General features: G+C 66.9%; 27 protein-coding genes and 1 other annotated feature. Of the genes, 18 read left to right on the plus strand and 9 right to left on the minus strand.

Going from position 1 to position 25,671, the window contains the following annotated elements:
• Positions 1–3 precede the first annotated feature (3 nt).
• On the plus strand, positions 4–507 hold the full coding sequence (locus KM031_RS14700) for a DUF2478 domain-containing protein (protein ID WP_215506687.1): 504 nt from the start codon (positions 4–6) through the stop codon (positions 505–507).
• A complete protein-coding gene (gene mog / locus KM031_RS14705; protein WP_215506686.1) occupies positions 504–1,031 on the plus strand; it encodes a molybdopterin adenylyltransferase in 528 nt (175 codons plus the stop codon). Before KM031_RS14700 ends, mog begins: the two co-directional genes overlap by 4 nt.
• Before the next feature lie 21 nt (positions 1,032–1,052).
• Here the strand turns inward: mog and KM031_RS14710 are convergent, their stop codons facing one another.
• The gene (locus tag KM031_RS14710; RefSeq protein WP_215506684.1) at positions 1,053–1,748 is read right to left on the minus strand and encodes a CbiX/SirB N-terminal domain-containing protein; all 696 of its coding nucleotides are present in this window, start codon (positions 1,746–1,748) and stop codon (positions 1,053–1,055) included.
• Between the two features lie 211 nt (positions 1,749–1,959).
• On the opposite strand from KM031_RS14710, the gene KM031_RS14715 reads away from it, so the two are divergent.
• From KM031_RS14715 to tdh, 8 genes are all read left to right on the plus strand, one after another.
• On the plus strand, positions 1,960–2,730 hold the full coding sequence (locus tag KM031_RS14715; RefSeq protein WP_215506682.1) for an SDR family NAD(P)-dependent oxidoreductase: 771 nt from the start codon (positions 1,960–1,962) through the stop codon (positions 2,728–2,730).
• Positions 2,727–3,653, plus strand: a complete 927-nt coding sequence (locus KM031_RS14720) for a 2-dehydro-3-deoxygalactonokinase (protein WP_215506680.1) — start codon at positions 2,727–2,729, stop codon at positions 3,651–3,653. The genes KM031_RS14715 and KM031_RS14720 overlap by 4 nt, the downstream gene beginning before the upstream one ends.
• A complete protein-coding gene (locus KM031_RS14725) occupies positions 3,650–4,255 on the plus strand; it encodes a 2-dehydro-3-deoxy-6-phosphogalactonate aldolase (protein WP_215506678.1) in 606 nt (201 codons plus the stop codon). The genes KM031_RS14720 and KM031_RS14725 overlap by 4 nt, the downstream gene beginning before the upstream one ends.
• The gene (locus KM031_RS14730; protein WP_215506676.1) at positions 4,252–5,103 is read left to right on the plus strand and encodes an SMP-30/gluconolactonase/LRE family protein; all 852 of its coding nucleotides are present in this window, start codon (positions 4,252–4,254) and stop codon (positions 5,101–5,103) included. The genes KM031_RS14725 and KM031_RS14730 overlap by 4 nt, the downstream gene beginning before the upstream one ends.
• An 82-nt stretch (positions 5,104–5,185) precedes the next feature.
• The gene (locus KM031_RS14735) at positions 5,186–6,634 is read left to right on the plus strand and encodes a protein adenylyltransferase SelO (protein ID WP_215506674.1); all 1,449 of its coding nucleotides are present in this window, start codon (positions 5,186–5,188) and stop codon (positions 6,632–6,634) included.
• A gap of 44 nt (positions 6,635–6,678) precedes the next feature.
• Positions 6,679–7,236, plus strand: coding sequence for a helix-turn-helix domain-containing protein (locus KM031_RS14740; RefSeq protein WP_215506672.1), 558 nt, complete (start codon positions 6,679–6,681; stop codon positions 7,234–7,236).
• 161 nt (positions 7,237–7,397) lie between these two features.
• Positions 7,398–8,585, plus strand: a complete 1,188-nt coding sequence (locus tag KM031_RS14745) for a glycine C-acetyltransferase (protein ID WP_246567267.1) — start codon at positions 7,398–7,400, stop codon at positions 8,583–8,585.
• Between the two features lie 11 nt (positions 8,586–8,596).
• The gene (gene tdh, locus KM031_RS14750; RefSeq protein WP_215506741.1) at positions 8,597–9,622 is read left to right on the plus strand and encodes an L-threonine 3-dehydrogenase; all 1,026 of its coding nucleotides are present in this window, start codon (positions 8,597–8,599) and stop codon (positions 9,620–9,622) included.
• 6 nt (positions 9,623–9,628) lie between these two features.
• On the opposite strand, the gene modC is transcribed toward tdh, so the two are convergent.
• The 4 genes from modC to KM031_RS14770 form a co-directional block, all read right to left on the minus strand.
• Entirely contained in the window at positions 9,629–10,717 is a 1,089-nt protein-coding gene (modC, locus tag KM031_RS14755; protein ID WP_215506668.1) for a molybdenum ABC transporter ATP-binding protein, read from the minus strand.
• Positions 10,714–11,412 (minus strand): molybdate ABC transporter permease subunit, encoded by a 699-nt coding sequence (gene modB, locus KM031_RS14760; RefSeq protein ID WP_215506666.1) that lies wholly within the window; start codon positions 11,410–11,412, stop codon positions 10,714–10,716. The genes modC and modB overlap by 4 nt, the downstream gene beginning before the upstream one ends.
• Positions 11,413–11,419: 7 nt before the next feature.
• A complete protein-coding gene (modA, locus tag KM031_RS14765) occupies positions 11,420–12,190 on the minus strand; it encodes a molybdate ABC transporter substrate-binding protein (protein WP_215506664.1) in 771 nt (256 codons plus the stop codon).
• A 61-nt stretch (positions 12,191–12,251) separates the two neighbouring features.
• A complete protein-coding gene (locus KM031_RS14770; protein WP_215506662.1) occupies positions 12,252–12,662 on the minus strand; it encodes a winged helix-turn-helix domain-containing protein in 411 nt (136 codons plus the stop codon).
• A 126-nt stretch (positions 12,663–12,788) separates the two neighbouring features.
• Here KM031_RS14770 and KM031_RS14775 point away from each other — a divergent pair, with 126 nt between their 5' ends.
• Positions 12,789–13,739: a GAF domain-containing protein gene (locus KM031_RS14775; protein ID WP_246567250.1), complete on the plus strand. Its 951-nt coding sequence runs from the start codon at positions 12,789–12,791 to the stop codon at positions 13,737–13,739.
• Between the two features lie 139 nt (positions 13,740–13,878).
• Positions 13,879–15,396, plus strand: a complete 1,518-nt coding sequence (gene adh / locus KM031_RS14780) for an aldehyde dehydrogenase (protein WP_215506660.1) — start codon at positions 13,879–13,881, stop codon at positions 15,394–15,396.
• Between the two features lie 149 nt (positions 15,397–15,545).
• Here the strand turns inward: adh and KM031_RS14785 are convergent, their stop codons facing one another.
• Positions 15,546–16,334 carry an inositol monophosphatase family protein gene (locus KM031_RS14785; RefSeq protein WP_215506658.1) on the minus strand — a complete coding sequence of 263 codons (789 nt, stop codon included), beginning with the start codon at positions 16,332–16,334 and terminating at the stop codon, positions 15,546–15,548.
• A gap of 165 nt (positions 16,335–16,499) precedes the next feature.
• Between KM031_RS14785 and ppk2 the strand changes: the two genes are divergently transcribed.
• Positions 16,500–17,417: a polyphosphate kinase 2 gene (gene ppk2, locus KM031_RS14790; protein ID WP_215506656.1), complete on the plus strand. Its 918-nt coding sequence runs from the start codon at positions 16,500–16,502 to the stop codon at positions 17,415–17,417.
• Positions 17,418–17,471: 54 nt separating this feature from the next.
• Here ppk2 and KM031_RS14795 read toward each other — a convergent pair whose 3' ends face one another.
• Positions 17,472–18,413 (minus strand): calcium-binding protein, encoded by a 942-nt coding sequence (locus KM031_RS14795; protein WP_215506654.1) that lies wholly within the window; start codon positions 18,411–18,413, stop codon positions 17,472–17,474.
• A gap of 76 nt (positions 18,414–18,489) precedes the next feature.
• Positions 18,490–19,395, minus strand: a complete 906-nt coding sequence (locus KM031_RS14800) for a LysR family transcriptional regulator (protein ID WP_215506652.1) — start codon at positions 19,393–19,395, stop codon at positions 18,490–18,492.
• An 88-nt stretch (positions 19,396–19,483) separates the two neighbouring features.
• On the opposite strand from KM031_RS14800, the gene metF reads away from it, so the two are divergent.
• Positions 19,484–20,350: a methylenetetrahydrofolate reductase [NAD(P)H] gene (gene metF, locus KM031_RS14805; RefSeq protein WP_215506650.1), complete on the plus strand. Its 867-nt coding sequence runs from the start codon at positions 19,484–19,486 to the stop codon at positions 20,348–20,350.
• Positions 20,351–20,416: 66 nt separating this feature from the next.
• Here metF and KM031_RS14810 read toward each other — a convergent pair whose 3' ends face one another.
• Positions 20,417–21,895: a SulP family inorganic anion transporter gene (locus KM031_RS14810; protein WP_215506648.1), complete on the minus strand. Its 1,479-nt coding sequence runs from the start codon at positions 21,893–21,895 to the stop codon at positions 20,417–20,419.
• 45 nt (positions 21,896–21,940) lie between these two features.
• Positions 21,941–21,996 (minus strand) — a sequence feature (sul1 is cis-regulatory element that is thought to sense ions involved in sulfur or methionine metabolism; They are found in Alphaproteobacteria).
• Positions 21,997–22,170: 174 nt separating this feature from the next.
• Here KM031_RS14810 and aroQ point away from each other — a divergent pair.
• Genes aroQ through KM031_RS14830 form a run of 4 tightly spaced genes read left to right on the plus strand, consistent with a single transcriptional unit; the run spans position 22,171 to position 25,632 of the window.
• Positions 22,171–22,614, plus strand: coding sequence for a type II 3-dehydroquinate dehydratase (gene aroQ, locus KM031_RS14815; RefSeq protein ID WP_215506646.1), 444 nt, complete (start codon positions 22,171–22,173; stop codon positions 22,612–22,614).
• Positions 22,611–23,375 carry an HpcH/HpaI aldolase family protein gene (locus KM031_RS14820; protein WP_215506644.1) on the plus strand — a complete coding sequence of 255 codons (765 nt, stop codon included), beginning with the start codon at positions 22,611–22,613 and terminating at the stop codon, positions 23,373–23,375. The genes aroQ and KM031_RS14820 overlap by 4 nt, the downstream gene beginning before the upstream one ends.
• An 8-nt stretch (positions 23,376–23,383) precedes the next feature.
• Positions 23,384–24,553 carry an AMP-binding protein gene (locus KM031_RS14825; protein WP_215506642.1) on the plus strand — a complete coding sequence of 390 codons (1,170 nt, stop codon included), beginning with the start codon at positions 23,384–23,386 and terminating at the stop codon, positions 24,551–24,553.
• The gene (locus KM031_RS14830) at positions 24,550–25,632 is read left to right on the plus strand and encodes a thiolase family protein (protein ID WP_215506640.1); all 1,083 of its coding nucleotides are present in this window, start codon (positions 24,550–24,552) and stop codon (positions 25,630–25,632) included. The genes KM031_RS14825 and KM031_RS14830 overlap by 4 nt, the downstream gene beginning before the upstream one ends.
• Positions 25,633–25,671 lie beyond the last annotated feature (39 nt).

Consider the following 25,671-nt stretch of genomic DNA (forward strand, 5'->3'; position numbering starts at 1 on the left):
CTGATGCGGATCGGATATGTATTCTTGCCAGAGCGCGGCGCCACCGACCGCTTGCTGAGCGATCTTGCGCTGCGGCTTCTGGCCGAGGGCGTGGCGCTCGCCGGGGCGGTGCAAAGCAACAGCAGCTGCGATCTGCATTGCGACATGGATCTGCGGGTCTTGCCCGATGGGCCGGTGGTGCGGATCAGCCAGCGGCTTGGCACGGCCTCGCAGGGCTGTCGGCTGGATGCAGGCGCGCTGGAGGCGGCGGTGATGGAAGTGGCGGCGCGGCTGGACGGGGCGCAGGTGCTGATCGTGAACAAATTCGGCAAACACGAATCCGAAGGCCGTGGCTTCCGGCAGATGCTGGCCGATGTGGCGGCGGCGGGCATGCCGGTGCTGATCGGCATCAATAGTATGAACCGGCAGGCCTTCTTCGATTTCGCGGGCGATCTGGCCGAAGCGGTGGAGGCCACGCCCGAGGCGGTTCTGGCCTGGTCGCGCTCTGTTCTGGCGGAGGCGGCATGAGCGCGCGCATCGCGGTTCTGACCGTCTCTGACCGGGCCTTTGCCGGCACCTATGAGGACAAGGGCGGCCCGGCGATCGAGGCCTGGCTGCGGCGGGCCATCACCTCGCCGGTGGAGATTTGCCGCGAAATCGTGCCCGACGGGCGCGCGGTGGTGGCGGAGGCCTTTCGCCGCTGGGCGGATGAGAAGGGGGCCGATCTGATCCTTGCCACCGGCGGCACTGGGCCCAGCCCGCGCGATCTGACGCCCGAGGCCATGGCCGATGTGGTCGAACGCGACTTTCCCGGCTTTGGCGAATTGATGCGCGCGGTCAGCCTGCGCGAAGTGCCGACCGCCATCCTGTCGCGGCAGGGGGCGGGCACGCGGGGCCGCTGTCTGATCATCACGCTGCCCGGCAAGCCTTCGGCCATCGGCACTTGTCTGGATGCGGTTTTTCCGGCGGTGCCCTATTGTCTGGATCTGATGGAGGCCGGGCGGATCGAGACGGATCCCGCCATCTGCGCCGCCTTCCGCCCCAAGGTCTGACGGCCAAAGTCTGACGGCCCCTCAGCCCGCGCGGCGGCGCAGGCTGTCGGCGATCAGGGCGGCCACATCCGCATGTTCCCCGATGGCGGGCAGCAGCGTCCCGGCAAAGCCTGCTTCGGCCAAAGCCTCGGGCAGATCTTCGGCCACATGGCCCGCGCGGGTGGCAAACAGCGGCAGGCACAGGGCCGGGCCGTCGATCCGGGCGGCATCGCGCAGAAACGGTTCTTCTTCGACATAGCCGGTGATGACGGAGCGGAACCGGGTCTGCTGGCGCAGGGTCGCTGCATGGGCTTCGGTGATGCTGGCCGAGGCGCGCGACACCCGCGATCCATGCGCCGCCAGCAGCAGGCTTGTCTCTGCCTCGGCCAGACCCCGCGCCGCGGCGGCCTGTTGCGCGGTGCGGGCCAGCAGGGCAGGCATCTGCGGCTCATGGCCAAAGGCGGGCACTTGCTGCGGTTGCGCCATGCCTGCGGCGGCCAGCCGTTTCGGCAGTTGCTGCCGGGTGAACCAGCCTTCGGCCATGAAGAACGGATAGATCCAGGCGTCGGGTAGCGCGGCAACAGCCGCCTCCAGCGCGCCGGGCAGGGCCAGCGTCGTGCCACGGATGCGCCAGCCGGGCAGCCACAGCGCCACGCGCACCGCCAGCGCCTGCATCGCCGCCTCTTGCGGCAGCGGATCGGCGGGGGAGCCATGGGCAATGATCAGGGCATCGGGCATGAGATCTGGTCCAGAGGGAGGGGCAGAGGATAGGCGGCAGGCGGCGCTTGTCCAGTGGCCGCGCGGCGCAGATTTGCGGGGCCACAGGCATCGCCGGTGTCGGCTGCGGCTTTTCAGCGGCGATGCTGCCGGGTTATAGAGAAGGCGCGCGGGCCGCCCCGGTGCCGCGGCCCGCTGTCTGACGCTCTGCCATTCCCAGAAAGTGATTGCCATGCAAGATCTGCCGCTCTTCCCCGATCTGTCCGGTGCTTCGGTGTTCATCACCGGCGGCGGCTCCGGTATCGGGGCCTTCCTGACCGAAGGTTTCCTGCGGCAGGGGGCGAAAGTGGCCTTCGTGCAGCGGTCGGATGCGACCGGCTTTTGTGACGAGATGGAAGCGGCCACCGGGCAGCGACCGCTGTTCCTGCCCTGTGACATCACCGATACGCCCGCCTTGCAGGCGGCCATCGCGGCGGCGGCGGCGGCACATGGGCCGGTGACGGTGCTGGTGAACAATGCCGCCAATGACAAACGCCATGCCACGCTGGAGGTGACCGAAGAGTTCTGGGACTGGTCGCAGGCGATCAACCTCAAGAGCTATTTCTTTGCGGCGCAGGCGGTCATTCCCGGCATGGTGGCGGCGGGCGGCGGCTCCATCGTGAATTTCACCTCCATCAGCTATATGATGGGCAATGCGGGCTACCCCGCCTATACGACGGCAAATTCCGCGATCAACGGCATGACGCGCAGCCTTGCGCGCGAATTCGGGCCGTCGCGCATCCGCGTCAATGCGCTGGCCCCGGGATGGGTGCTGACGCAGAAGCAGAAAGACCTCTGGGTCACGCCCGAAGGCCTGCAGGCGCATCTGGATCGCCAATGCCTGTCCGATCCGCTGGAGCCTGCCGATATCGTCGGCGGGGTGCTGTTCCTGGCCTCGCGCGCATCGAAGATGATGACGGGGCAGGCGCTGGTGATCGACGGCGGCGTGGTGGTCACCGGATGAGCGGCGACGGCGGATCGCGGGGCGGCCTGCCGGATCTGCACTGGATCGCGGTGGATTGGGGCAGCACGCATCTGCGGGCCACCGCATTGGGGCCAGAGGGCGTGCTGGCCGAGGCCGGGTCCGAGGATGGCATGGCGCGGCTGGCCACGCCCAAGGCGTTTGAACCTGCGCTGCTGGCGCTGATCGGTGACTGGCTGCCGCAGGGTCGGCAGGTGCCGGTGCTGGCCTGCGGCATGGTGGGCGCGCGGCAGGGCTGGCGCGAGGCCCCCTATCGCGCAACCCCCTGCGCGCCGCTGGATCCGGCGGCGCTGATGGCGGTGCCCTGCCACGATCCGCGCCTGTCCCTGCGCATCGTGCCGGGGCTGATGCAGGCCCGGCCTGCCGATGTGATGCGCGGCGAAGAGGTGCAGATTGCCGGTGCGCTGGCGGTGCGGCCCGGCTTTGACGGGGTGATCTGCCTGCCCGGCACCCATAGCAAATGGGTGCATGTCAGTGCGGGCGAGGTGGTCAGTTTCCAGACCTTCCTGACCGGCGAGATGTTTGCGCTGCTGTCGCAGGTGTCGGTGCTGCGCCATGGCATCGCCGCCGAGGGCTGGGATGCCGCCGCCTTTGCCGAGGCCCTGTCAGAAGCCCAGTCGCGCCCCGAGCGGCTGGCGGCGCGGCTGTTCAGCCTGCGCGCCGAGGCGCTGCTGGAGGGCCTGTCGCCGGTGACCGCGCGGGCGCGGCTGTCGGGCCTGCTGATCGGGGCAGAGCTGGCGGCGGCGCGGCCCTATTGGCTGGGGCAGCCGGTGCTGCTGATCGGCGCCGAAGCGGTTGCGGCCCCCTATGCGCAGGCTCTGGCGGCGCAGGGGATCACGGCAGAACATCTGCCGGGGGCAGCGTGCAGTCTGGCCGGGCTGTCGCGCCTCTGGGCCTGCCTGTGAGCCTGCCGATCATCGCCATCCTGCGCGGCATCACCCCGGCAGAGGTTGTCGCGGTGGCCGAGGCGCTGATGGCCGCTGGCATCACGCAGATCGAGGTGCCGCTCAATTCCCCCGATGCGTTGCGTTCGATGGCGGCGCTGGTCGCGGCCTGTGGCGACCGGGCGCTGATCGGGGCGGGCACGGTGCTGACAGTGAATGATGTGATGCAGGTGGCCGCATTGGGCGGGCGGCTGATCGTGTCGCCCAATTGCGATGCGGCGGTGATCCGCGCCACCCGCGCGCAAGGCCTGCTGAGCTGGCCCGGCGTGATGACCCCGACCGAGGCCTTTCAGGCGATTGCCGCCGGAGCCTCGGGGCTGAAGCTGTTTCCGGCGACGCTGGTTGGCCCGGCGGGGCTGGCGGCGATGCGGGCGGTCCTGCCCGATACGGTGCCCGTCTATGCCGTGGGCGGGGCCGGACCTGAAACCTTTGCCGCCTGGCTGCGGGCCGGGGCGGATGGCTTTGGCATCGGCACGGCCCTTTACAGCCCCGGTCGCGCGCCGGATGATGTGGCCGCCCGCGCGGTGCGGCTTGTGACTGCCTATCGAGAGGCCCTGACATGATCTTTGACCCCCGCCCCTGTGATCTTGGCGAAGGCCCGCTGTGGCACCCGCTTCGCGGCCAGCTGTTCTGGTTCGACATCACCGGCCAGCGCATGTTGTCGCAGCACCGGGGCGAGGCGCTGCAATGGCGCTTTCCCGAAATGGTATCGGCGGCGGGCTGGGTCAGCCGCGATGTGCTGCTGATTGCGGGCGAGCGTGATCTGTTCCTGTTCGATGTCGAAACCGAAGAAACCGAAAGCCTGATCGAGCTGGAGGCCGACAACCGGCTGACCCGGTCCAATGATGGCCGCGCCGATCCGCTGGGCGGGTTCTGGATCGGCACGATGGGCAAGAGCGCCGAAGCGGGCGCGGGCGCCATCTATCGCTATTACCGGGGCGAGTTGCGCTGCCTGTTCAAGGGCATCTCGATCACCAATGCGATCTGTTTCAGCCCCGATGGCCGGGTGGCGCATTTCACCGATACCAAGACCAGCCGGGTGATGCGGGTGGCGCTGGATGCGGCGGGCTGGCCACAGGGCACGCCCGAGCTGTATCTGGATCTGACCGCTGATCCCTCGGGGCCGGATGGGGCGGTGATCGACGCGGCGGGGCTCATGTGGCTGGCGCAATGGGGCGCGGGGCGGGTCAGCGCCTTTGCGCCCGATGGCACATTGGTGCGGCAGGTCGAATTTGCCTCGCCGCATACCTCTTGCCCGGCCTTTGGCGGGCCGGGGCTGACCACGCTGTTCTGCACCACCGCATTGCAGGGCATGGATGCGGCGGCGCGGGCGGCCTATCCGCAGGCGGGCGGCACTTTCGCGCTGGCGGATGTGGCACAGGGGCAGGCCGAGCATCAGGTCTTGCTGTAAGCCGCGCCGCTTGCTGCCGACACGCGGCCAGCCCATATAGGGGGCACCGCCCTCGGGATGCCGGGTGGGGCAGGGCATGGGGATGACAATGGCCGATTTCAGCTTTGACAACAGCTATGCCCGCGATCTGGCGGGTATGTATGTGGCGCAGCGCCCCGCCGCCGTGGCCGCCCCCCGGCTGCTGCGGCTGAATACCGCGCTGGCCGAAGAGCTGGGGCTGGACCCGGTGGCGCTGGCCCCGGTTGCCGCCGAGGTGTTTTCCGGCGCGCACCTGCCCGAAGGGGCCGAACCGATTGCACAGGCCTATGCCGGGCATCAGTTCGGCGGCTTTTCCACGCAACTGGGCGATGGGCGGGCGCTGCTGCTGGGCGAGGTGATCGACAGTCACGGTGCCCGGCGCGACATTGCCCTGAAAGGCTCGGGCCGCACGCCGTTTTCGCGGGGCGGCGACGGGCTGGCGGCGGTGGGGCCGGTCTTGCGCGAATATCTGATCGGCGAGGCGATGGCGGCGCTGGGCGTGCCGACAACGCGGGCGCTGGCGGCGGTGGCCACGGGCGGGCAGGTCTGGCGCGACAGCGGTGCCTTGCCGGGGGCGGTGCTGACCCGTGTGGCGTCCAGCCATCTGCGGGTGGGCACGTTCCAGTTCTTTGCCGCACGCGGGCAGGCCGATATGGTGCAGCGGCTGGCCGATTACGCCATGGCCCGGCATGACCCTGAACTGCGGGGGGCAGAGCGGCCTTATCTGGCGTTTTTCGATGCGGTTGTGGCGCGGCAGGCGCGGCTGATTGCGCAATGGATGGGGCTTGGCTTCATCCATGGGGTGATGAACACCGACAATATGACGATCTCGGGCGAGACGATTGATTACGGCCCCTGCGCCTTCATGGAGGCCTATGCCCCCGGCACGGTGTTTTCCTCGATCGACCGGCAGGGCCGTTATGCCTATGGCAACCAGCCCGCGATTCTGGGGTGGAACCTTGCCCGGCTGGCCGAGACGCTGTTGCCGCTGTTTGATGCCGATGAGAAAACCGCCGTCGATCTGGCCAATGCCCGGCTGGAGGGCATCGCGGCGCTGTATCAGGCCGAATGGCTGGCGGTGATGCGCGGCAAGCTGGGGCTGGCAGGGGAAGATGCGGGCGATGCGGCGCTGGCCGAAGGGTTTCTGGCGGCGCTGACCGGCACGGATTTCACCCGCGGCTTCGGGGCGCTGGCCGATGCGGTCCGCGATCCGGGCCGGTTGCACGGGCTGTTCGGCGACCGCGCGGCGCTGGAACGCTGGCTGCCACAGTGGCAGGCGCGGCTGGCTCCCGATGCCCCGGCTCGCATCCGTGCCGCCAATCCGATCTACATTCCCCGCAATCAGCGGGTGGAAGAGGCGCTGAGCGCCGCCGAGGCCGGGGATATGGCGCCGTTTGAACGGCTGCTGGCGGTAATCACCGATCCTTATACCGAACGGCCGGGGCTGGAGGCCTATGCCCTGCCTGCCCCCGAGGCCTTTGCCGACACGTTCCGCACCTTCTGCGGCACATGAATGTGCGATTGACCGGGCTTGCGTCTCGCGGCAATCATGGCGCCATGAACAGCCGCTCTGACATCCATGACCGTTTGGCGGCCAGCCTGCGCGAAGCGCGCAAGGCGCGCGGGCTGAGCCTTGATGCCGTGGCCAAACTGTCAGGCGTCAGCCGCTCGATGGTGAGCCAGATCGAACGCGGCGAAAGCTCTCCCACGGTGGCGACGCTGTGGAACCTGACACAGGCGCTTCAGGTCGATTTTGCCGGGCTGCTGGAGGGCAAACCTTCGGGCGGGATCGAGGTGACGCGGGCCTCGGCGGCGCCGGTGATTGCCGGGCGCGGCACCGGCGTGCGCATCCGCATCCTGTCGCCCGCCGAGGCGGTGGGCGAGCATGAGGTCTATGAGCTGAATTTCGCGCCCGGCGGCGCGCTGGTGTCGGATCCGCACAGCCCCGGCTGCCGCGAACATCTGACGGTGATCGAAGGCAGTCTGCGCGTGACCAGCGGCGAGGACATGCAGGATCTGGGGATGGGCGATACCGCGCGCTATGCGGCGGACCGCGATCACGCAATCCGGGCAGAGGGTGCTGCCCGCGCCATTCTGATCGTGCAGGACAGTTGATCCGGCGGAGCGGGGGGCTGTCTGCCCCCCGCACCCCCCGAGGATATTTGGACCAAAGTGAATGTAATCCGTTTTAGCGGATTACATTCCGCTATCTTGACGTGATCACGGTTTTGCGGCAAATGTTCCGATATAACGGATGGGGTTCTGTAATGACGGATATGGATCGGGCGGCGTTTCTGGCGCATCTGGGCGGGGTATTGGCAGGGATCGACGCGGAGGGGTTGATGAAACGCGAGCGGCTGATCCACGGGCCGCAGGGCGCGCATGTCGAGGTGGCGGGGCGCAAGCTGTTGAACCTTTGCGCCAACAATTACCTCGGGCTCGCGGATGATCCGCGGCTGGTGGCGGCGGCGCAGGCGGCGATGGCGGAGCAGGGTTATGGCATGGCCTCGGTGCGCTTCATCTGCGGCACGCAGGATCTGCACCGGGCGCTGGAGACGCGGATCGCGCAGTTTCTGGGGCAGGAGGACAGCATCCTGTTCGCGGCCTGTTTCGATGCCAATGGCGGGCTGTTCGAGCCGCTGCTGGGGCCGGAGGATGCGGTGATTTCCGACAGTCTGAACCATGCCAGCATCATTGACGGCATCCGGCTGTGCAAGGCCAGGCGCTATCGTTACGCCAATTCCGATATGGCGGATCTGGAGGCACAGTTGCAGGCCGCGCGGGCCGAGGGTGCGCGCTTCATCCTGATTGCAACCGATGGTGTGTTCTCGATGGACGGGTATCTGGCGAAACTGGGCGAGATCAAGGGTTTGGCTGACCGCTATGGCGCCATGGTTATGGTGGATGATTGCCATGCCACCGGATTCATGGGGCCGCAGGGGCGCGGCACGCCCGCACTTGCGGGGGTGCAGGTGGATATTCTGACCGGCACTTTGGGCAAGGCGCTGGGCGGCGCTTTGGGCGGCTATATTGCCGGGCCGCAGCCGGTGATTGATCTGCTGCGGCAAAGGGCGCGGCCCTATCTGTTCTCCAACGCCTTGCCACCTGCGGTGGTGGCGGCGGGGCTGGCAGCGCTGGATATTGTCGAGGCGGCGGATGATCTGCGGGGGCAGTTGTTTGAAAACGCGGCCTATTGGCGGGCAGGTTTGACAGATGCGGGGTTCCGGCTGTTGCCGGGTGAGCATCCGATCATTCCAGTGATGCTGGGCGATGCCAAGCTCGCGCAGGCCATGGCGGCGGCGTTGTATGACCGGGGCGTTTATGTGGCCGGGTTCTTCTTCCCGGTGGTGCCGAAGGGGCAGGCGCGCATCCGCACGCAGATGAATGCGCGGCTGAGCAGGGACGATCTGGATTTTGCGCTCGATGCCTTCCGGGCGGCGGGCAAGGCCGTGGGGGCGATCTGATGAGCAATGAAATGAAGGCTTTGGCCAAGACCAGACCCGAGGTTGGTTTGTGGCAGGTGACGCGTCCGGTGCCCGAGATCGGGCCGGATGATGTGCTGATCCGCATCCGCAAGACCGGGATCTGCGGCACCGACATCCATATCTGGAACTGGGATGACTGGGCGGCGCGCACCGTGCCGCTGGACCTTGTGACGGGTCATGAGTTTGCGGGCGAGATTGTGGAACTGGGCCGCAATGTGACGGATCTGGCGATTGGTCAGCGCTGTTCGGGAGAGGGGCATCTGATCGGGCGGCACTCGCGCCAGTCCCGCGCGGGCAAGTTCCATCTGGACCCGGAGACGCGGGGCATTGGCGTGAACGAGCAGGGAGCTTTCGCGCAGTACCTGCGGCTGCCCGCCTTCAATGTGGTGCCACTGCCGGATGCGATTGATGACGAGATCGGCGCGATCCTTGATCCCTTGGGCAATGCGGTGCATACGGCGCTGAGCTTTGATCTGGTGGGCGAGGATGTGCTGATCACCGGGGCAGGCCCCATTGGCATCATGGCGGCGGCGGTGGCGCGGCATGTCGGCGCGCGCCATGTGGTGATCACCGATGTGAACCCGGCGCGGCTGGAGCTGGCGGCGCAAGTTGCCGATGTGGTGCCGGTGAATGTGGCCACCGAGGATTTGCGCGATGTGCAGGCCCGGCTGAAGATGACCCAGGGCTTTGACGTAGGCATGGAAATGAGCGGCAATCAGCGCGCACTGGACCAGATGGTCGAGGCGCTGGTGATGGGCGGGCGCATCGCCATTCTGGGCATCCCGCCGGGGAAAAGCCCGGTGGACTGGAGCCGCATCGTGTTCAAGGCCATCACCATCAAGGGCGTCTATGGCCGCGAGATCTTCGAGACCTGGTACAAGATGATCGCCATGCTGGAAAACGGGCTGGATATCCGCAAGGTGATCACCCATCGCTTCAAGGCCGGTGATTTCGTGGACGGGTTCGAGGTGATGCGCTCGGGCCAGTCTGGCAAGGTGGTGCTGGACTGGGGCTGAGCCGCCTCAGCGCCCGCCGATATCATCGGGGGCGACCGACACGGCCTTGATCACGGCAAAGACCTGATCCCCGGCGGCGAGGTTCAGCATGGTGACAGAGCGGCGGGTCAGGCGCGCGAGCAACCGCGTGCCGCCCGCATCCATCTGCACCATCGCGCCGGGGCCATCGCCAAGGCGGATGTCGTGCAGCGTGACCGGCAGGATGTTCAGCGCCGACAGGCCCACCGGGCGTTGGCGGGCCAGCATCACATCCTGCGCAAGGATGCGCAACCGCAGCGGGCTACCGATGGCGGACGGCACATGCGGCAGCCAGAGCGGACCTGCCGGGCTGTCGAGCCGGGTCAGACCGTCGGCCTCATGCGCGGCGACCGTTGCCGCCAGCAGCGCCCCCGCCGCGCGGATCCCCAGCGCGGGCGCAGTGGCCGGATCTGACAGAACCTCGGTTGCCGGGCCGCAATGGCGCACCCGTCCGGCCTCGATCAGCACAACCGTGGTGGCCAGCCGCGCCACCTCGGCCACCGAATGGCTGACATAGAGCATCGGCAGGCCCATCTCGTCGCGCAGACGTTCCAGATAGGGCAGGATTTCGGCCTTGCGTGCCTCATCCAGCGCGGCAAGCGGTTCGTCCAGCAACAGCAGGCGCGGGTTGGACAGGATCGCGCGCCCGATGGCAACACGCTGCGTTTCGCCGCCCGAGAGCAGGGCAGGGCGGCGGGACAGCAAGGCAGAGAGGCCCAGCAGATCGACCACCCGCTCAAGACTTGCGCCGCTGCCGTTGCGCGGGGCGAACCAGCGGCCATAGAGCAGGTTCTGCCGCACCGTCAGATGCGGAAACAGCCGCGCGTCCTGAAACACATACCCGATGCGGCGGCGATGCGGCGGCAGCATCCGACCGCTGCCGGTATCCAGCAGAACCTGACCGTCGAGCGTGATGCGGCCCGTATCGGGGCGCAGCAGCCCGGCGACGGCGTTGACAATGGTGGTCTTTCCCGCGCCGGAGCGTCCGAACAGGGTGGTGATGCCCGGCGGCGCGTCAAAGGCCACATCGAGGGTGAAGCCGGGCAGCGCATGGCGCAGGTGTAGCGATAGGCTCATCGTCCGGCCACCCGGCGGGCCATGGCACGGGCCAGCCATTCCGAGGCGAGCAGCGCCGTCATCGCCACCGCCACCGCAATCGCCACCAGCCGCAGCGCCGGGGCCTCGCCCCCCGGCACTTGCAGAAAGGCATAGATGGCCGAGGGCAGGGTCTGGGTCTGGCCGGGGATATTGGAGACGAAGGTGATCGTCGCGCCGAATTCACCCATCGCCTTGGCGAAGGCGAGGATGGCCCCGGCGATGATGCCCGGCAGGATCAGCGGCAGGGTGACGGTGACAAAGACCCAAGGGCGGGGCGCGCCCAAGGTGGCGGCGGCCTGTTCCAGCTTCGGGTCCACCGCCTCGATTGCCAGCCGGATTGCCCGCACCATCAGCGGAAAGGCCATGACGGCGGCGGCCAGAACCGCCCCGGTCCAGCGAAAGGCCAGCACGATGCCGAACCATTGGTCCAGCACCTGCCCCACCGCGCCCTTGCGCCCGAAGGTCAGCAGCAGCAGATAGCCGGTGACGACCGGCGGCAGGATCAGCGGCAGATGCACCAGACCGTTCAGCAGTTGTTTGCCCGGAAAGCGCCCACGCGCCAGCGCATAGGCGATGGCAATGCCGAAGGGCAGGCTGAGCAGCGTCGACCACACCGCCACGCGCAGCGACAAGGCCACCGCCTGCCATTCTTCGGGGGAAAGCCAGTCGGCCATGGCGCCTTTACTTCAACACAGTGAATCCCTGTTCTTCAAACACGGCCTGTGCCCCCGGTGTCGAGAGGAAATCGAGAAAATCCTGTGCTTCCGGTGTGCCGGGGGCGATCACGGCGGCGGGATAGGTGATCGGGGCATGGCTGTCGGCGGGGAAGGTGCCGATGACCGAAACCTGATTGTCGGCCGCATCATCGGCAATCGCATCCGAGGCATAAACGATCCCCAGCGGCGCCTCGCCGGTGGACACCAGCGCCAGTGCCGAGCGCACGTTTTCGGCCTGCGCCACATCGGCCTCCACGCTGGCCCAGAGTCCGAGCTGTTCCAGCGCGGCCTTGCCATACTGGCCCGCAGGCACGGAATCGACCATCGCCATCGCCAGTTTGCCGCCGCCAAGCATTGCCTTCAGATCCAGCGCTGCGTCGATCTCTACCGGGGGGACGGCATCGCCATGCGCCACCAAAACCAGCGTATTGCCCAGCAGGTCGCGGCGGCTGTCCTGCACGATCAGGCCATCGGCTTGCAGCGTGTCCATCCAGTTCACCGCCGCCGAGACGAACAGATCAGCCGGGGCCCCGGCCTGAATCTGTTTCGCCAGTTTCGAGGATCCTTCATAGGAAATCGTGGCACTATGCCCGGTTTGCGCGGCCCAGTCGGCGGCAATCGGGTCCAGCGCGTTTTTCAGTGATGCGGCGGCGAAGACCGTGATCTCGGCGGCCTGGGCACCGAGGGGCAGTGCGAGGCAAAGCGCGAGGCCGAGGGCGGACGGGATGCGGGACATGAAACCTCCTGACGATATGTTTCGTCGGATATAACACTTGCCGATGCCGGGAAGGCAAGGGTTATTTCCCGTCAGACATATCGTTCGGACTGTCGGCAGCCGGGGGAGGTCTCAGCAGGGCCGACAGCGCGGCCAGATCGGCGGCCCCGGCCTGCGCCGCCGCCGCGGTGATCGCATGGTAATGGCGCAGCACCGCCGAACCTGTCGCGGTCAGCTTTGCGCCTCCGCCGCCCGGCCCGCCGCGCGCGCTGTCCACCAGCGGGGCGGCAAAGGCGGCATTCATCTCTTCGACCAGCATCCAGGCGCGTTTGTAGCTCATGCCCATCTGCCGCCCGGCGGCAGAAATGGAGCCGCTGTCGTGGATCCGTTCCAGCAACTCGGCCTTGCCCGGCCCCAGCATTGCGCCCGGACCAAGGACGATGCGCAGGCGCAGGCGGGGGGCGGGCGGGGTGGAGGCGGGATCAGGACTCATGCGGGGATGTTCCCAAGCGGTGCCGCGCGATGCAAGGCCCGAACGCGCGCTGCACTACGACGAATGGCGTATGTCGCGCGGTCAGCGGGGGCGCTAAGCCAAAAGGGGGCTGCGAGGAGGCGGAAGATGCTGGCAAAGGAGATGCGGGCGCATCATGTGGCGGTCGAGGCGGCGCTGGCGGCGGGCGAGGCGGCCCGGTCGGCCATTGTCGCGTCATGGAACCGCTCGGTCCGGGTGCATGGCCTGGACCCGGCGCTACGCCGCCCGTCGGAACGCCTGACCCAGTCGGAATTCGCCGAAGTGACCGAGGCGATGGCCCCGGTGCTGCACGCCGCCCGCCCCAGCCTTGACCGGCTGTTTCAGGTGGTGGGCGGGCTGGGGGCCTGTGTGATCCTGGCCGACCGGCATGGCGTGCCGGTGGACCGGCGCGGCCACCCTTCGGAAGATCTGGATTTTGCGGGTTTTGGCCTGTGGACCGGCACCCGCTGGTCCGAGGCAGAGGCGGGCACCAATGGCATCGGCACCTGTCTGGCCGAAGGTCGGGCGGTGACGATCTGCCGCGACCAGCATTTCCTGTCGGCCAATATCGGCCTCACCTGCATGAGCGCGCCGCTGCATGATGCCGATGGTCGGCTGGTGGCGGTGCTGGATGTCTCGTCGGCCAAACCCGATCTCTCCGAGGCGGTGGCGGGGCTGATCAGCCATGCGGTGCTGGAGGCCGCGCGCAGGATCGAAGCCGATCTGTTCCGCGCCGCCTTTCCCGAAGCGCGGCTGCTGCTGGCACCGGGGCTGGACCGGGGGGCGGGGGCCTTGCTCGCGGTGGATGCCGAAGAGCTGGTGATCGGCGCGACCCGCGCCGCCCGCGCCCATTTCGGCCTGAAGGGCGATCTGACCCGCCGCCCGGTGCCTGCCGCCGATCTGCTGGGCGTGGCCTCGGCCAATACGCTGGAGGCGGGCGAGCGCGCGGTGATGGCACGGGCGCTGGCGCGGGTGGGCGGCAATGTTTCGGCGGCGGCGCGGGATCTGGGCATCAGCCGCGCCACCTTTCACCGCAAACTGGGCAACCGGCTGCGGTGAACATCCGCCGCGCCATCTGTCGCAGATCTGAGACAGATGGCCGATGCGACAGACCGGCCCCCCCGTGACCGACTCGCGCCAAGGGGCCACCTTTCAATCATCGGCCGCGAGGAGGCGGCCCACAGAGGAGGAGAAGAACATGACCAAGGTCGAAACATTCGAGATCAAGGGCTCGCCGTTCCAGTCGCGCTATGACAATTTCATCGGCGGCAAATGGGTGGCCCCCAAATCCGGGCGCTATATGGAAAACCTGTCGCCCGTGACCGGGCAGGTGCTGTGCGAAGTGGCCCGTTCGGACGCCAGTGACATCGAAGCGGCGCTGGATGCCGCCCATGCCGCCCGCCGCGCCTGGGGGCAGACCTCCAGCACGCAGCGTTCGAACATGCTGCTGAAAATCGCGGACCGGCTGGAGCAGAACCTCGACGCCATCGCGCTGGCCGAAACGCTGGACAATGGCAAACCGCTGCGCGAGACCATGGCCGCCGATATTCCGCTGGCGATTGACCATTTCCGGTATTTCGCCGGGGCGATCCGCGCGCAGGAAGGCTCCATCGGCCAGATCGACGATGATACCGTGGCCTATCACTTCCACGAGCCGCTGGGCGTTGTCGGCCAGATCATTCCGTGGAACTTCCCGATCCTGATGGCGGCCTGGAAACTGGCCCCGGCGCTGGCCGCAGGCAATTGCGTGGTGCTGAAACCGGCAGAACAGACCCCGGCGTCGATCCTGTTCCTGCTGGGCCTTATCGAGGATCTGCTGCCTGCGGGCGTGCTGAACGTCGTCAACGGCACCGGCATGGAGGCGGGCGCACCGCTGGCCGCCAGCCCGCGCATCGCCAAGATCGCCTTCACCGGCTCTACCCCGGTCGGCAAGGCGATCATGAAGGCCGCCGCCGACAATCTGACCAACATCACGCTGGAACTGGGTGGCAAATCGCCCAACATCTTCTTTGCCGATGTGATGAACGAAGACGACGATTACTTCGACAAGGCGCTGGAAGGCTTCACGCTGTTTGCGCTCAACCAGGGCGAGGTCTGCACCTGCCCGTCGCGCGCGCTGATCCAGGAATCGATCTATGACCGTTTCATGGAACGGGCGCTGAAACGGGTCGAGGCGATCCAGGCGGGTGATCCGCGCGCCGCAGGCACGATGATCGGCGCACAGGCCAGCCAGCAGCAGTATGAAAAGATCCTGCGCTATATGGAAATCGGCCAGAACGAAGGCGCGAAAGTGCTGACGGGCGGGGCGGCAAACCATTTCGGCGGCGATCTGGCCAATGGCTATTACATCAAGCCGACGGTGTTCGAGGGCACCAACAACATGCGGGTGTTCCAGGAAGAGATCTTTGGCCCTGTCGTGTCGGTGACCACCTTCAAGACCCCGGAAGAAGCCATCGAAATCGCCAATGACACGGTGTTCGGGCTGGGTGCCGGGGTCTGGAGCCGCGACATGAACACCGCCTACCGCGCCGGGCGCGGGATCGAGGCGGGCCGGGTCTGGACCAACTGCTATCATGCCTATCCGGCGGGGGCGGCCTTTGGCGGTTACAAACAGTCGGGCATCGGGCGCGAAACCCACAAGATGATGCTGGACCACTATCAGGAAACCAAGAACCTGCTGGTGAGCTACAACCCGAAGAAACTCGGCTTCTTCTGATCACAGGCCGGATCTGACGACAGGGCCGGGGGGCATGTGCCTCCCGGCCCTTTTGCCATGCGGTTCTGTGGTGTGATCGGGCGCGCAAAACAAAAGGGGCAAGGTCTGGCCTTGCCCCTTTTGCGGGATGTCGGATGTGGAGGGCGGGATTATTCGCCGCGGATGATCTTGCGGAAGGGTTCGAACAGCGGTTCGTTGGCGCAGATCACAGCGCCTTTCTCCAGCGGCTGATCGCCTTCGCGGATGGCCGACACCATGCCGCCCGCCTCTTTGACCAGCAGCAGGCCCGCGGCCATGTCCCAGGCGTTCAGGCCGCGCTCCCAGAAGCCGTCATAGCGGCCCGCCGCCACATAGGCGAGATCGAGCGAGGCCGCGCCCCAGCGGCGCACCCCCGAACAGACCGGCATCAGGCGGGCAAGGTCTTGCAGCGTCGCGGGCAGGGTGCCCCGGCCCCCGAAGGGCACGCCGGTGGCAAACACCGCGTCGATCATCTGCCGCCGCCCCGAGACGCGCATCCGCGCTTCGTTCATCCAAGCCCCGGCGCCTTTTTCAGCCCAGTACATTTCGTCCTTCGCGGCATCGAACACCACGGCCGAGACAATCTCGCCCTTGTGTTCCAGCGCGATCGACACGGCCCAATGCGGCAGGCCGTGCAGGAAGTTGGTGGTGCCATCCAGCGGATCGACGATCCAGCGGCGGGTCGGATCCTGCCCGGCGGTCTCGCCGGTTTCTTCGCCCAGAAAGCCGTAGGTCGGGCGCGCACCCATCAGCTCGTCGCGGATGATGCGCTCGGCCTCGCGGTCGGCCTTGGTGACGAAATCGCCGGGGCCCTTGGCAGAGACCTGAAGGTTCTCGACCTCGCGGAAGTCTTTCACAAGGCTGCGCCCGGCCTTGCGGGCCGCCTTGATCATTACGTTCAGGTTGGCGCTGCCTTGCATGGGCGGACTCCTTGGGCGGGGACGGCGATTATCGGATTTCAAGTGTTCAAGCGGCGGCTTCTACACGGCTGTGCCCCCTTTGTGAAGGCCCCAAGGCGGCAGTAGGGCCTGTCGTAAAAGGGTCATGTGCCTGTGGTTGGGTGCGCGCGACCGCAGGAGATGCAGATGACTGAAAGCCAAGACCTTCCGGGCCGCGACTGGCTGGCCGCCGAACTCGCCGATGCGCTGGACGAGGAATACGAACTCGAACTGGAAGATGCCGTCGTTTCGGAAGAAATCGCCCGGATCTACAAGCAGAACCACCCCGATGCACTGGACCGTGCCACTTATATGCACGCGCTGATCCGGCTTCAGTCCGAGCTGATCAAGTTGCAGGACTGGGTGGTGCATCACAAAGAAAAGGTCGTTGTGATTTTCGAAGGCCGCGATTCCGCCGGCAAGGGCGGCGTGATCAAGCGCATCTCGCAGCGCCTCAACCCGCGCGTGGTGCGCACGGTGGCGCTGCCGGCGCCGTCGGACCGGGAAAAGAGCCAGTGGTATTTCCAGCGCTATGTGCCGCATCTGCCCGCCGGGGGCGAAATCGTGCTGTTCGACCGCAGCTGGTACAACCGTGCCGGGGTCGAACGGGTGATGGGCTTTGCCGAGGACGCGCAGGTCGAGCAGTTCTTCCATGACGTGCCCGAGTTCGAGCGCATGTTGGTGCGGTCGGGAATCCGGGTGGTGAAATACTGGTTCTCGATCACCGATGAAGAACAGCAGATGCGCTTTCTGATGCGGATCCATGATCCGATGAAACAGTGGAAACTGTCACCGATGGATCTGCAAAGCCGGGTCCGCTGGGAGATCTATACCAAGGCCAAGGAAGAGATGATGGCGCGCACCAACATCCCCGAAGCGCCGTGGTATATCGTCGAGGGCAATGACAAGAAGCGCGCCCGGCTGAACTGCATCGACCATCTTTTGGGCCTGTTCCCTTATGAACCCGTCCCGCATGAAGAGATCACGCTGCCCGAGCGGATCTTCAATCCCGACTACGAACGGGCCGTCCTGCCGCCCGAGCTTTATGTGCCGCGCAAATATTGATTGCCCCAATCCGCCTCTCCCCGTTTGCCCGAACGGGGGGAGGTCGCCTTGCACTCAGAGCAGCAAGTCAGCGGCGGCAAGGGCGCTGACATCCAGCAGCCCGATGCGGAAATCCGCGATGCCATCGCCGTTCACATCGCCCGACAGGATCTGATCCGCAAAGCGCAGCTGCCCGGCGCGGCCGCTGAACGCATCATCCTCGATAAAGCGGAAGGCCTGATTGCCTGCCCGCCCCGCCACCGCATCCATGCCGCGCAGATCGAGCCGGTCGCCCTGCGCGGTGCTGAAATCCTGCACAAGGTCGATGGCATCTTCGGCCATGGCGGCCTCACTGACGCTGCGCCACACAAAGACATCGGCCCCGCCGCGCCCGGCCAGCTGATCCAGCCCCATGCCGCCGGTCAGGCGGTTGGTCCCCGCTGTGCCGAACAGCGCATCATCCGCGCCCGAGCCGATCACATCCTCGATCCCGATCAGGGTTTCAAAGCGGTTGGCCCCGGTCTGCGCCTGTCGCGCGCCCAGATCGACGGTGACGCCGCTGCCGCCCTGCGTGTTGTCGAAATCGCGCTCGGCATAGCTGATGCTGTCGCGGCCCGCGCCGCCCTCATAGCGGTTCTGCCAACCGACGGTCAGAAACCGGTCATTGCCTGTGCCGCCCTTGTAGAGGCTGGCAAAGGTGGTGACGGCGATGAAATCATTGCCCGCGCCACCCAGAACCGTGTCGGAACGGTCTGTGGCAAAGCTGCCGAAGCCGCCGCCCGCATAGGTGTCATTGCCGCTGCCCAGCCGGATCAGGCTGCCGTTTTCGGCCAGATTGATCACCACATCCGCGCCCGCGCCGGCATCCACCACTGTGCCGCCGCCGAAATCATCATTGCGGGTCAGCTCTACCCGGTCATTGCCGCCCAACATGCGCAGGGTGATGCCGATGTTCTGGGCGCTGCCGCCCTGGGTGAAGGTGTCGGCGCCATTGGTGAAGGTCAGGGTGCGGGGCATCGGAGTCTCCTGTGATGGGGTGTCCCCTGATCGCATGGGGGGAGGGCGTTGGCTGTTCCCTTGGAAACAGCAGGGGTCAGCCGCGCTGCAACTTCACCGCCTCGGTGCGGATCAGGCGCAGGAAATGCGCCATATAGGGCTGGGTCGCATCCTCGCTGCGGGTGGCGGCATACATGCGTTTGGTCACATCGCCGGGGGCCAGCGGGCGCAGGGCGTAATCCGGGTGATCCTTGACGCTGCGCAGCACCCAGTCGGGCAGCACGGCCACGCCGCGATTCGACCCCACCAGCATCAGGATCACCGCGGTCAGTTCGGCCTGCCTCAGCCCGCGCGGCTCCACCCGGGCCGGGGTCAGCAATTCGGTGAACACATCCAGACGGTCGCGGTTCACCGGATAGGTGATCAGGATCTGGTCGCGCAGATCCTCGGCGGCGATCATCGGCAGGGCGGCAATCGGATTGCTGGCCGCCGCAACCAGCGTCGGGTGATAATCGAACAGCGGATTGAAGATGATGCCGGGCAGATCGACCGGGTTGGACGAAATCACCAGATCCACCTCTTCGCGGTCCAGCGCGGGCAGGGCGTCAAAGGCCAGCCCCGCGCGGATATCCACATCGACATCGGGCCAGGCGTGGCGGAATTTCTCCAGCACCGGGAACAGCCAGTCGAAACAGGCGTGACATTCCAGCGTGATGTGCAGCCGCCCGGTCTTGCCCGACAGCAGGGCGCGGAACTCTTCCTCCAGTGCCTCCACCTCGGGCAGCACCCGTTCGGCCAGCCGCAGCATCCGCTGCCCCGCCGCAGACAGCTTCAATGGCTTGGAGCGGCGCACGAACAGCTCCACGCCCGCCTGATCCTCCAGCCCCTTCACCTGATGGCTGAGCGCGCTTTGCGTCATGTTCAGCAGATCGGCGGCGCGGGCCAGCCCGCCACATTCATGGATCGCGCGGATGGTGCGCAGGTGGCGCAGCTCGAAGTACATGAGTAAACCTCATATTGATCTTGAGTATTATGAATTTGTCTCACATCCACTTTTCCGGCACAAGAGAGCCATCAAACAGGAGCCGAAAATGCCCACGCCCCGTATCTCTTTCGAGTTTTTCCCGCCGCAGACGCTCGATGCGTCGTTCAAGCTGTGGGAAACGGTGCAGATGCTCGCGCCCCTGAAACCCACCTTCGCCAGCGTCACCTATGGCGCAGGCGGCACCACCCGCAAGCTGACCCATGAGGCGGTGACGACCATCGGCCGCACCTCGGGTCTGAATGTCGCGGCGCATCTGACCTGTGTGGATGCCACCAAGGCCGAAACGCTGGAAATCGCGCAGGCCTATGCCGATGCCGGGGTGCGTGAAATCGTGGCGCTGCGTGGCGATGCGCCGAAAGGGGCCGTGCGTTTTACGCCGCATCCCGAAGGCTTTGCCAATTCGGTGGAGCTGATCGAGGCGCTGGCAGCCACCGGCAATTTTACCCTGCGCGTCGGGGCCTATCCCGAACCGCATCCCGATGCCGCCGACACGCTGGCCGATGTGCGCTGGCTGAAGCGCAAGCTGGATGCGGGTGCCTCTTCGGCGATCACGCAATTCTTCTTTGAGGCCGAAACCTTCCTGCGCTTCCGCGATCTCTGCGTGAAGGAAGGCATCACCGCGCCGATCCTGCCGGGCATCCTGCCGATCGAGAATTTTGCAGGCGTCAAGAAATTCTCGGCTCGCTGCGGTGCGCATGTGCCGCAATGGCTCGACGAGGCCTATACGGTGGCGAAACGCGATGGCCGCGAGGAATTGCTGTCGGTCGCGCTCTGCACCGAACTCTGTGACACGCTTCTGTCGGAAGGGGTGGAAGATCTGCATTTCTACACCCTGAACCGTCCGCATCTGACCCGTGATGTCTGCCACGCGCTGGGCATCACCCCCGAGGTGGCGCTGGAAAAGGTGGCCTGACAGGCATTTCCAGCATACCTGCGCCCGGACCCTCAGGAGGGGCCGGGCGTTTTTTTTATGCCCGGATCAATGCGCGGCCAGCCCGGCCTCGCCGCCGTCCTTGTCATGCTGGCCCAGCTTGTCGACAAGGCTTCGGGTGGCCGCGTTCATGCCGGTGACAGTCACCTCGGTACCGCCCCGGCGCAGGCGGAACACCGTCTGATCCAGCGCCGCGACCGAAGAAATATCCCAGATATGCGCCTCTGACAGATCAATCACCACGCGGGCCGGGCGTTCGTGAAAATCGAAGGCCTGCATGAAGGTTTCCGCCGAGGCGAAGAACAGCTGCCCCTCCAGCCGGTAGATCCGCACGCCGTCTTCCAGCGTGCTGGTGACGCGGAACAGATGGGCGATTTTCCAGGCAAAGAACACGCCCGACAGCAAGACCCCCGCCAGCACCCCCAGCGCGAGGTTGTGGGTCCAGACCACGATCACCACCGTGACCAGCATCACGATGGAGGAACTGGCCGGATGGCGGCGCAGATCGCGCAGCGAGCCCCAGCTGAATGTGCCGATGGAGACCATGACCATGATGGCAACCAGCGCCGCCATCGGGATCCGCGCCACCCAATCGCCCAGAAACACGCAAAAGATCAGCAGCATCACGCCGGCAAAGCCGCAAGACAGCCGGGTGCGCCCCCCGGATTTCACGTTGATGATGGATTGCCCGATCATCGCACAGCCGGCCATGCCGCCGATGAAGCCGGTGACGGTATTGGCCAGACCCTGCCCGAGACATTCGCGATTCTTGTCCGAGGTGGTTTCGGTCATCTCGTCGACGATGTTCTGGGTCATCAGGGATTCCAGCAGGCCCACCGCCGCCACCGCCACCGCATAGGGCAGGATGATCTGCAAGGTTTCCAGCGTCAGCGGAATGTCCGGCAGCAGGAAGACCGGCAGGGTATCGGGCAGTGCGCCCATGTCACCGACCGTGCGCAGATCCAGCCCGAAGCCCAGCGTGATCGCTGTCAGCACAAGGATACAAACCAGCGGCGAGGGGATGGCCGTGGTCAGGCGCGGAAACAGATAGATGATCGCAAGCCCGGCGGCGACCATGACATAGGTCAGCGGCGGCACGCCGATCAGCTCGGGCAGTTGCGCCAGAAAGATCAGGATGGCCAGCGCGTTGACAAAGCCGGTCATCACCGACCGCGACACGAAGCGCATCACCTGACCCAGCTTCAGCAGCCCGGCAAGGATCTGGATCAGCCCGGCCAGAATGGTGGTGGCCAGCAGATATTGCAGCCCGTGGTCGCGCACCAGCGTCACCATCAGAACGGCGGTGGCCGCCGTTGCCGCCGAAATCATCGCGGGCCGCCCGCCCGCAATCGCCGTCACCACGGCAATGGAGAACGAGGCATAGAGGCCGATCTTCGGATCGACGCCCGCAATCAGTGAAAAGGCGATGGCTTCGGGAATCAGCGCCAGCGCCACCACAAGGCCCGACAGCAAATCGCCACGGATATTGCCCGTCCACTGACGGGCATAGGAAATGGAGGGGATCATGTAAGGGTCCGGTCTTCCGCCGCGCCTGTGCGCGATGCGGTCTTCGGTTGTCCGGCGGATCGGCGGCCGGAAGAGCCACCCGGAATTGCACCGGGTCCAGTCTGCTGCGGGCCGCATAACAAAGCTTTGGCGCAGAGACAAGTTTTGCGGCTGCGGCGGGCCATTGGGGGGCCGTGTTTATGAGGGCGCTGTTTCCGGCGGTGGCGCGGCGCACAGGCTTGCCCCCGTCTGCCAAGCCGCTATCCTGCACGCCTCATTACCCCAAAGGCAGCCGCATGAAGCCCGTCCACATCCTCAACGGTCCGAACCTCAACCTGCTGGGTCTGCGCCAGCCCGAGATTTACGGGCATGAAACGCTGGCCGATGTGGCGGCGCGCTGTGCGGCGCTGGCGGCAGAGCTGGGTCACACCACGCAATTCCTGCAATCCAACCACGAGGGGCAGCTGGTCGACTGGATCCACGCGGCGCGGGCCGAGGCTTCGGCCATCATCATCAATCCGGCGGCCTATACCCATACATCGGTGGCGATCCTCGATGCGCTGCACACCTTTGAAGGGCCGGTGATCGAGGTGCATATCTCCAACGTGCACAAGCGCGAAAGCTTCCGCCATCATTCCTATGTGTCGCTGCGGGCCGAGGGCGTGATCGCGGGCTGCGGCACCGAAGGCTATCTTCTGGCGCTGCGCCGTGTGGCCAGCCTGCTGGGGGCGGGTGCATGACCCTGCCGGTGAATGCATTCAAACGCGCGCTGGCCGAGGGGCGGCAACAGATCGGCCTGTGGAACTCCATCCCCGGCTCGCTGACGGCGGAATTGCTGGCGGGCTGCGGTTTTGACTGGATCGTGATCGACACCGAACATGCGCTGACCGATATTCCCGACACGCTGGCGATGATGCAGTCAATGGCGGCCTATCCCGTCAGCGCGGTGGTGCGCCCGGCCAGCAATGACGCGGTGCTGATCAAGCGCGTGCTGGATCTGGGGGCGCAGACCCTGATGATTCCCTATGTGCAGACCGAGGCCGAAGCCCGCGCCGCCGTTGCCGCGATGCGCTATGCGCCGCGCGGCATCCGGGGTGTGGCGGGGCTGACCCGCGCCTCGCGGTTTGGGCAGGTGGCCGATTACGCGCAGCGCGCCGAAGACGAGCTGTGCCTGATCGTGCAGGTGGAAACCGCGAGCGCTTTGGACGAGATTGAGGCGATTGCCGCGGTGGACGGGGTGCATGGCATCTTTATCGGCCCCGCCGATCTGGCGGCCTCGATGGGCTATCCGGGGCAGGCGGCGCATCCCGAGGTGGTGGCGGCCATCGAGCTTGCGATCAAGCGCATTGTGACGGCGGGCAAACCTGCGGGCATCCTGACCCTATCGCCCGATTTCGCGGTGACCTGCATGGGCTGGGGCACGCGGTTCACGGCGGTCGGCATGGATCTGTCGCTGCTGGCGCAGGCGGCGCGCGGCCTTGCCCGGCAGTTCACACCCTGAGCGCGGGGATGGCGCAGTTTCGCTGGCACCCCGCCGCGCAGGCATCGGAGGGCGGCGAACAGGTGCAGGCCGGTGACGCGCGCCCCATCGGGCAGGCGCTTGTGCTGCCGGACCGGCCCGCCCTGCGCGCCTTGCAGGCGGCGCTTGGCGCTCAGGTGTTCCGCATCGGGGCCGAGGATGCACCGCCGCCCGATCCCGGCGCTGTGCCGCTGTTTGAAACGCTGTCGGGCGGCACATCCGGCGCGCCGAAGCGGATCCGCCGCACGCAGGCCTCGTGGATTGCCAGCTTTGCGGTGAATGCCCGGCTTTTCGGCCTTGGCCCTGGCTGTGCGGCGGCGGTGCTGGGGCGGCTGGTGCATTCGCTGGCGCTCTATGGCGCGATCGAGACGCTGCATCTGGGCGGCAGGTTGCACCTGCTGGATCGTCAGCGCCCGGATCGGCAGCGCGCGGCACTGGCACAGCACCGGGTTCAGGTGCTTTACGCGACGCCCGCACAATTGCGGCTGATGACCGAGGCGGGCGGGGCCGCCTTGCCCGATCTGCGGCTGATCCTTGTGGGCGGATCGAAGCTGGATCAGGCCCTGCGCGCCAGCCTTGTGGCGATGACCCCGGCGCGGGTGGTGGAGTTTTACGGCGCGGCGGAAACCAGCTTTATCACGCTGGCCGATGACACCACGCCGCCAGACAGCGTGGGCCGCCCCTATCCGGGGGTGGAGATCGCGGTGCAGGACGGCGAGATCCGGGTGCGGTCGCCCTATCTGGCGCTGGGCTATGGCGATGCAGACAGCGATATCTGGCACGACGGCTGGGTCTCGGTCGGCGAACATGGGCGCATGGCCGAGGGGTTGCTTTATCTGGCCGGGCGGGCCTCGCGCATGGTGAAGATCGCCGATCAGGCGGTCTATCCCGAAGAGATCGAGGCGCTGTTGCTTGCCCTGCCGGGCATCTGCCGCGCCGCCTGTCTGCCCGCAGCCGATCCGCTGCGCGGTCATGTGCTGGTGGCGGTGCTGATGGGCGATGGCGCGCAGGCGGGGGATATTCTGGCGCAGCTGCGCGCCCGGCTGGGGCCGCTGAAGGCCCCGCGCCGCTTGATCTGGCGCAGCAACTGGCCGGTGCTGCCCTCGGGTAAGACCGATCTTGCCGCGCTTGCGGCGGATCTTGCCGGAGCGGGGGCATGAGCGCCCATATCATCGCGGCGCGTCGCTCGCCGGTCATGCCGCGCGGCGGGGCGTTTCGCGCGCTGCTGCCGCATGAACTGGCCGCCCCGGTGATCCGCGCCACGCTGGCGGATGCCGGGCTGGCTGTGGATCAGGTGGATGAGCTGATCCTGTCGAATGCGCTGGGGGCGGGTGGCAATCCGGCGCGGTTGGCGGCGCTTGCAGCGGGCCTGCCAGAGCGGGTGGCGGGGCTGACGATTGATCGGCAATGTGCCGGGGGGCTGGATGCGATCCGGCTGGCGGCGGCGATGGTCGTGGCCGGGCAGGCCGAAGTGGTGCTGGCGGGCGGGGCGGAAAGCTATTCGCGCCGTCCGCTGCGTTTCGCCACAGCACCGGGGCAGGACCCGCAGCCCTATAACCAGCCGCCCTTCACCCCATGGCCGGAGCGGGACCCCGACATGACGGCTGCCGCTGCCGCGCTTGCCACCCGGCTGGGTATCTCGCGCGCGCGGCAAGAGGCCTGGGCGATGCGCAGCCATCAGCGGGCGCTGGACGCCGATCTGCCCGAACTGCTGGCCTTTGCCGAAGCCGCACGGGACGGGTTTCCACGCCAGCTGACCCCGGCGTTGCTGGCGCGGGCGAGGCTGCTGGCGGGCGGGATCACCAGCGCCACTACGGCGGTGGCCGCCGATGCCAGCGCCTTTGTGCTGGTGGTCTCCGCCCGGCTGGCGGCGCAGGCGGCGCGGGCGGTGCAGATCCGCGCCAGTGCCACGCTGGGGGCGGCCCCGGACGAGCCGGGCCTGTCGCCCGTGCCCGCGATCCGGGCGGTGCTGGCCAAGGCCGGGCTGGAGGCTCGCGATCTGGCGCAGGTGGAGCTGATGGAGGCCTATGCGGTGCAGGCGCTGGCCTGCATGGATGCCTGCGGCCTGCCCGAGGATCGGGTGAACCTGAACGGCGGCGCGCTGGCCCGTGGCCATCCCATCGGGGCCTCGGGCACCATCTTGGCGACGCGCCTGTTCCATGATCTGCGGCAGGGCCATGGGCTTGCCGCGATTGCGGCGGCGGGGGGCATCGGGTCTGCACTGATCCTCAGCGCATGAAAAAGGGCGGCCCTGCGGCCGCCCCCAAAGTTGACTGCG

The sequence above is a fragment of the Gemmobacter fulvus genome, from assembly GCF_018798885.1.
Classification (GTDB): domain Bacteria; phylum Pseudomonadota; class Alphaproteobacteria; order Rhodobacterales; family Rhodobacteraceae; genus Gemmobacter; species Gemmobacter fulvus.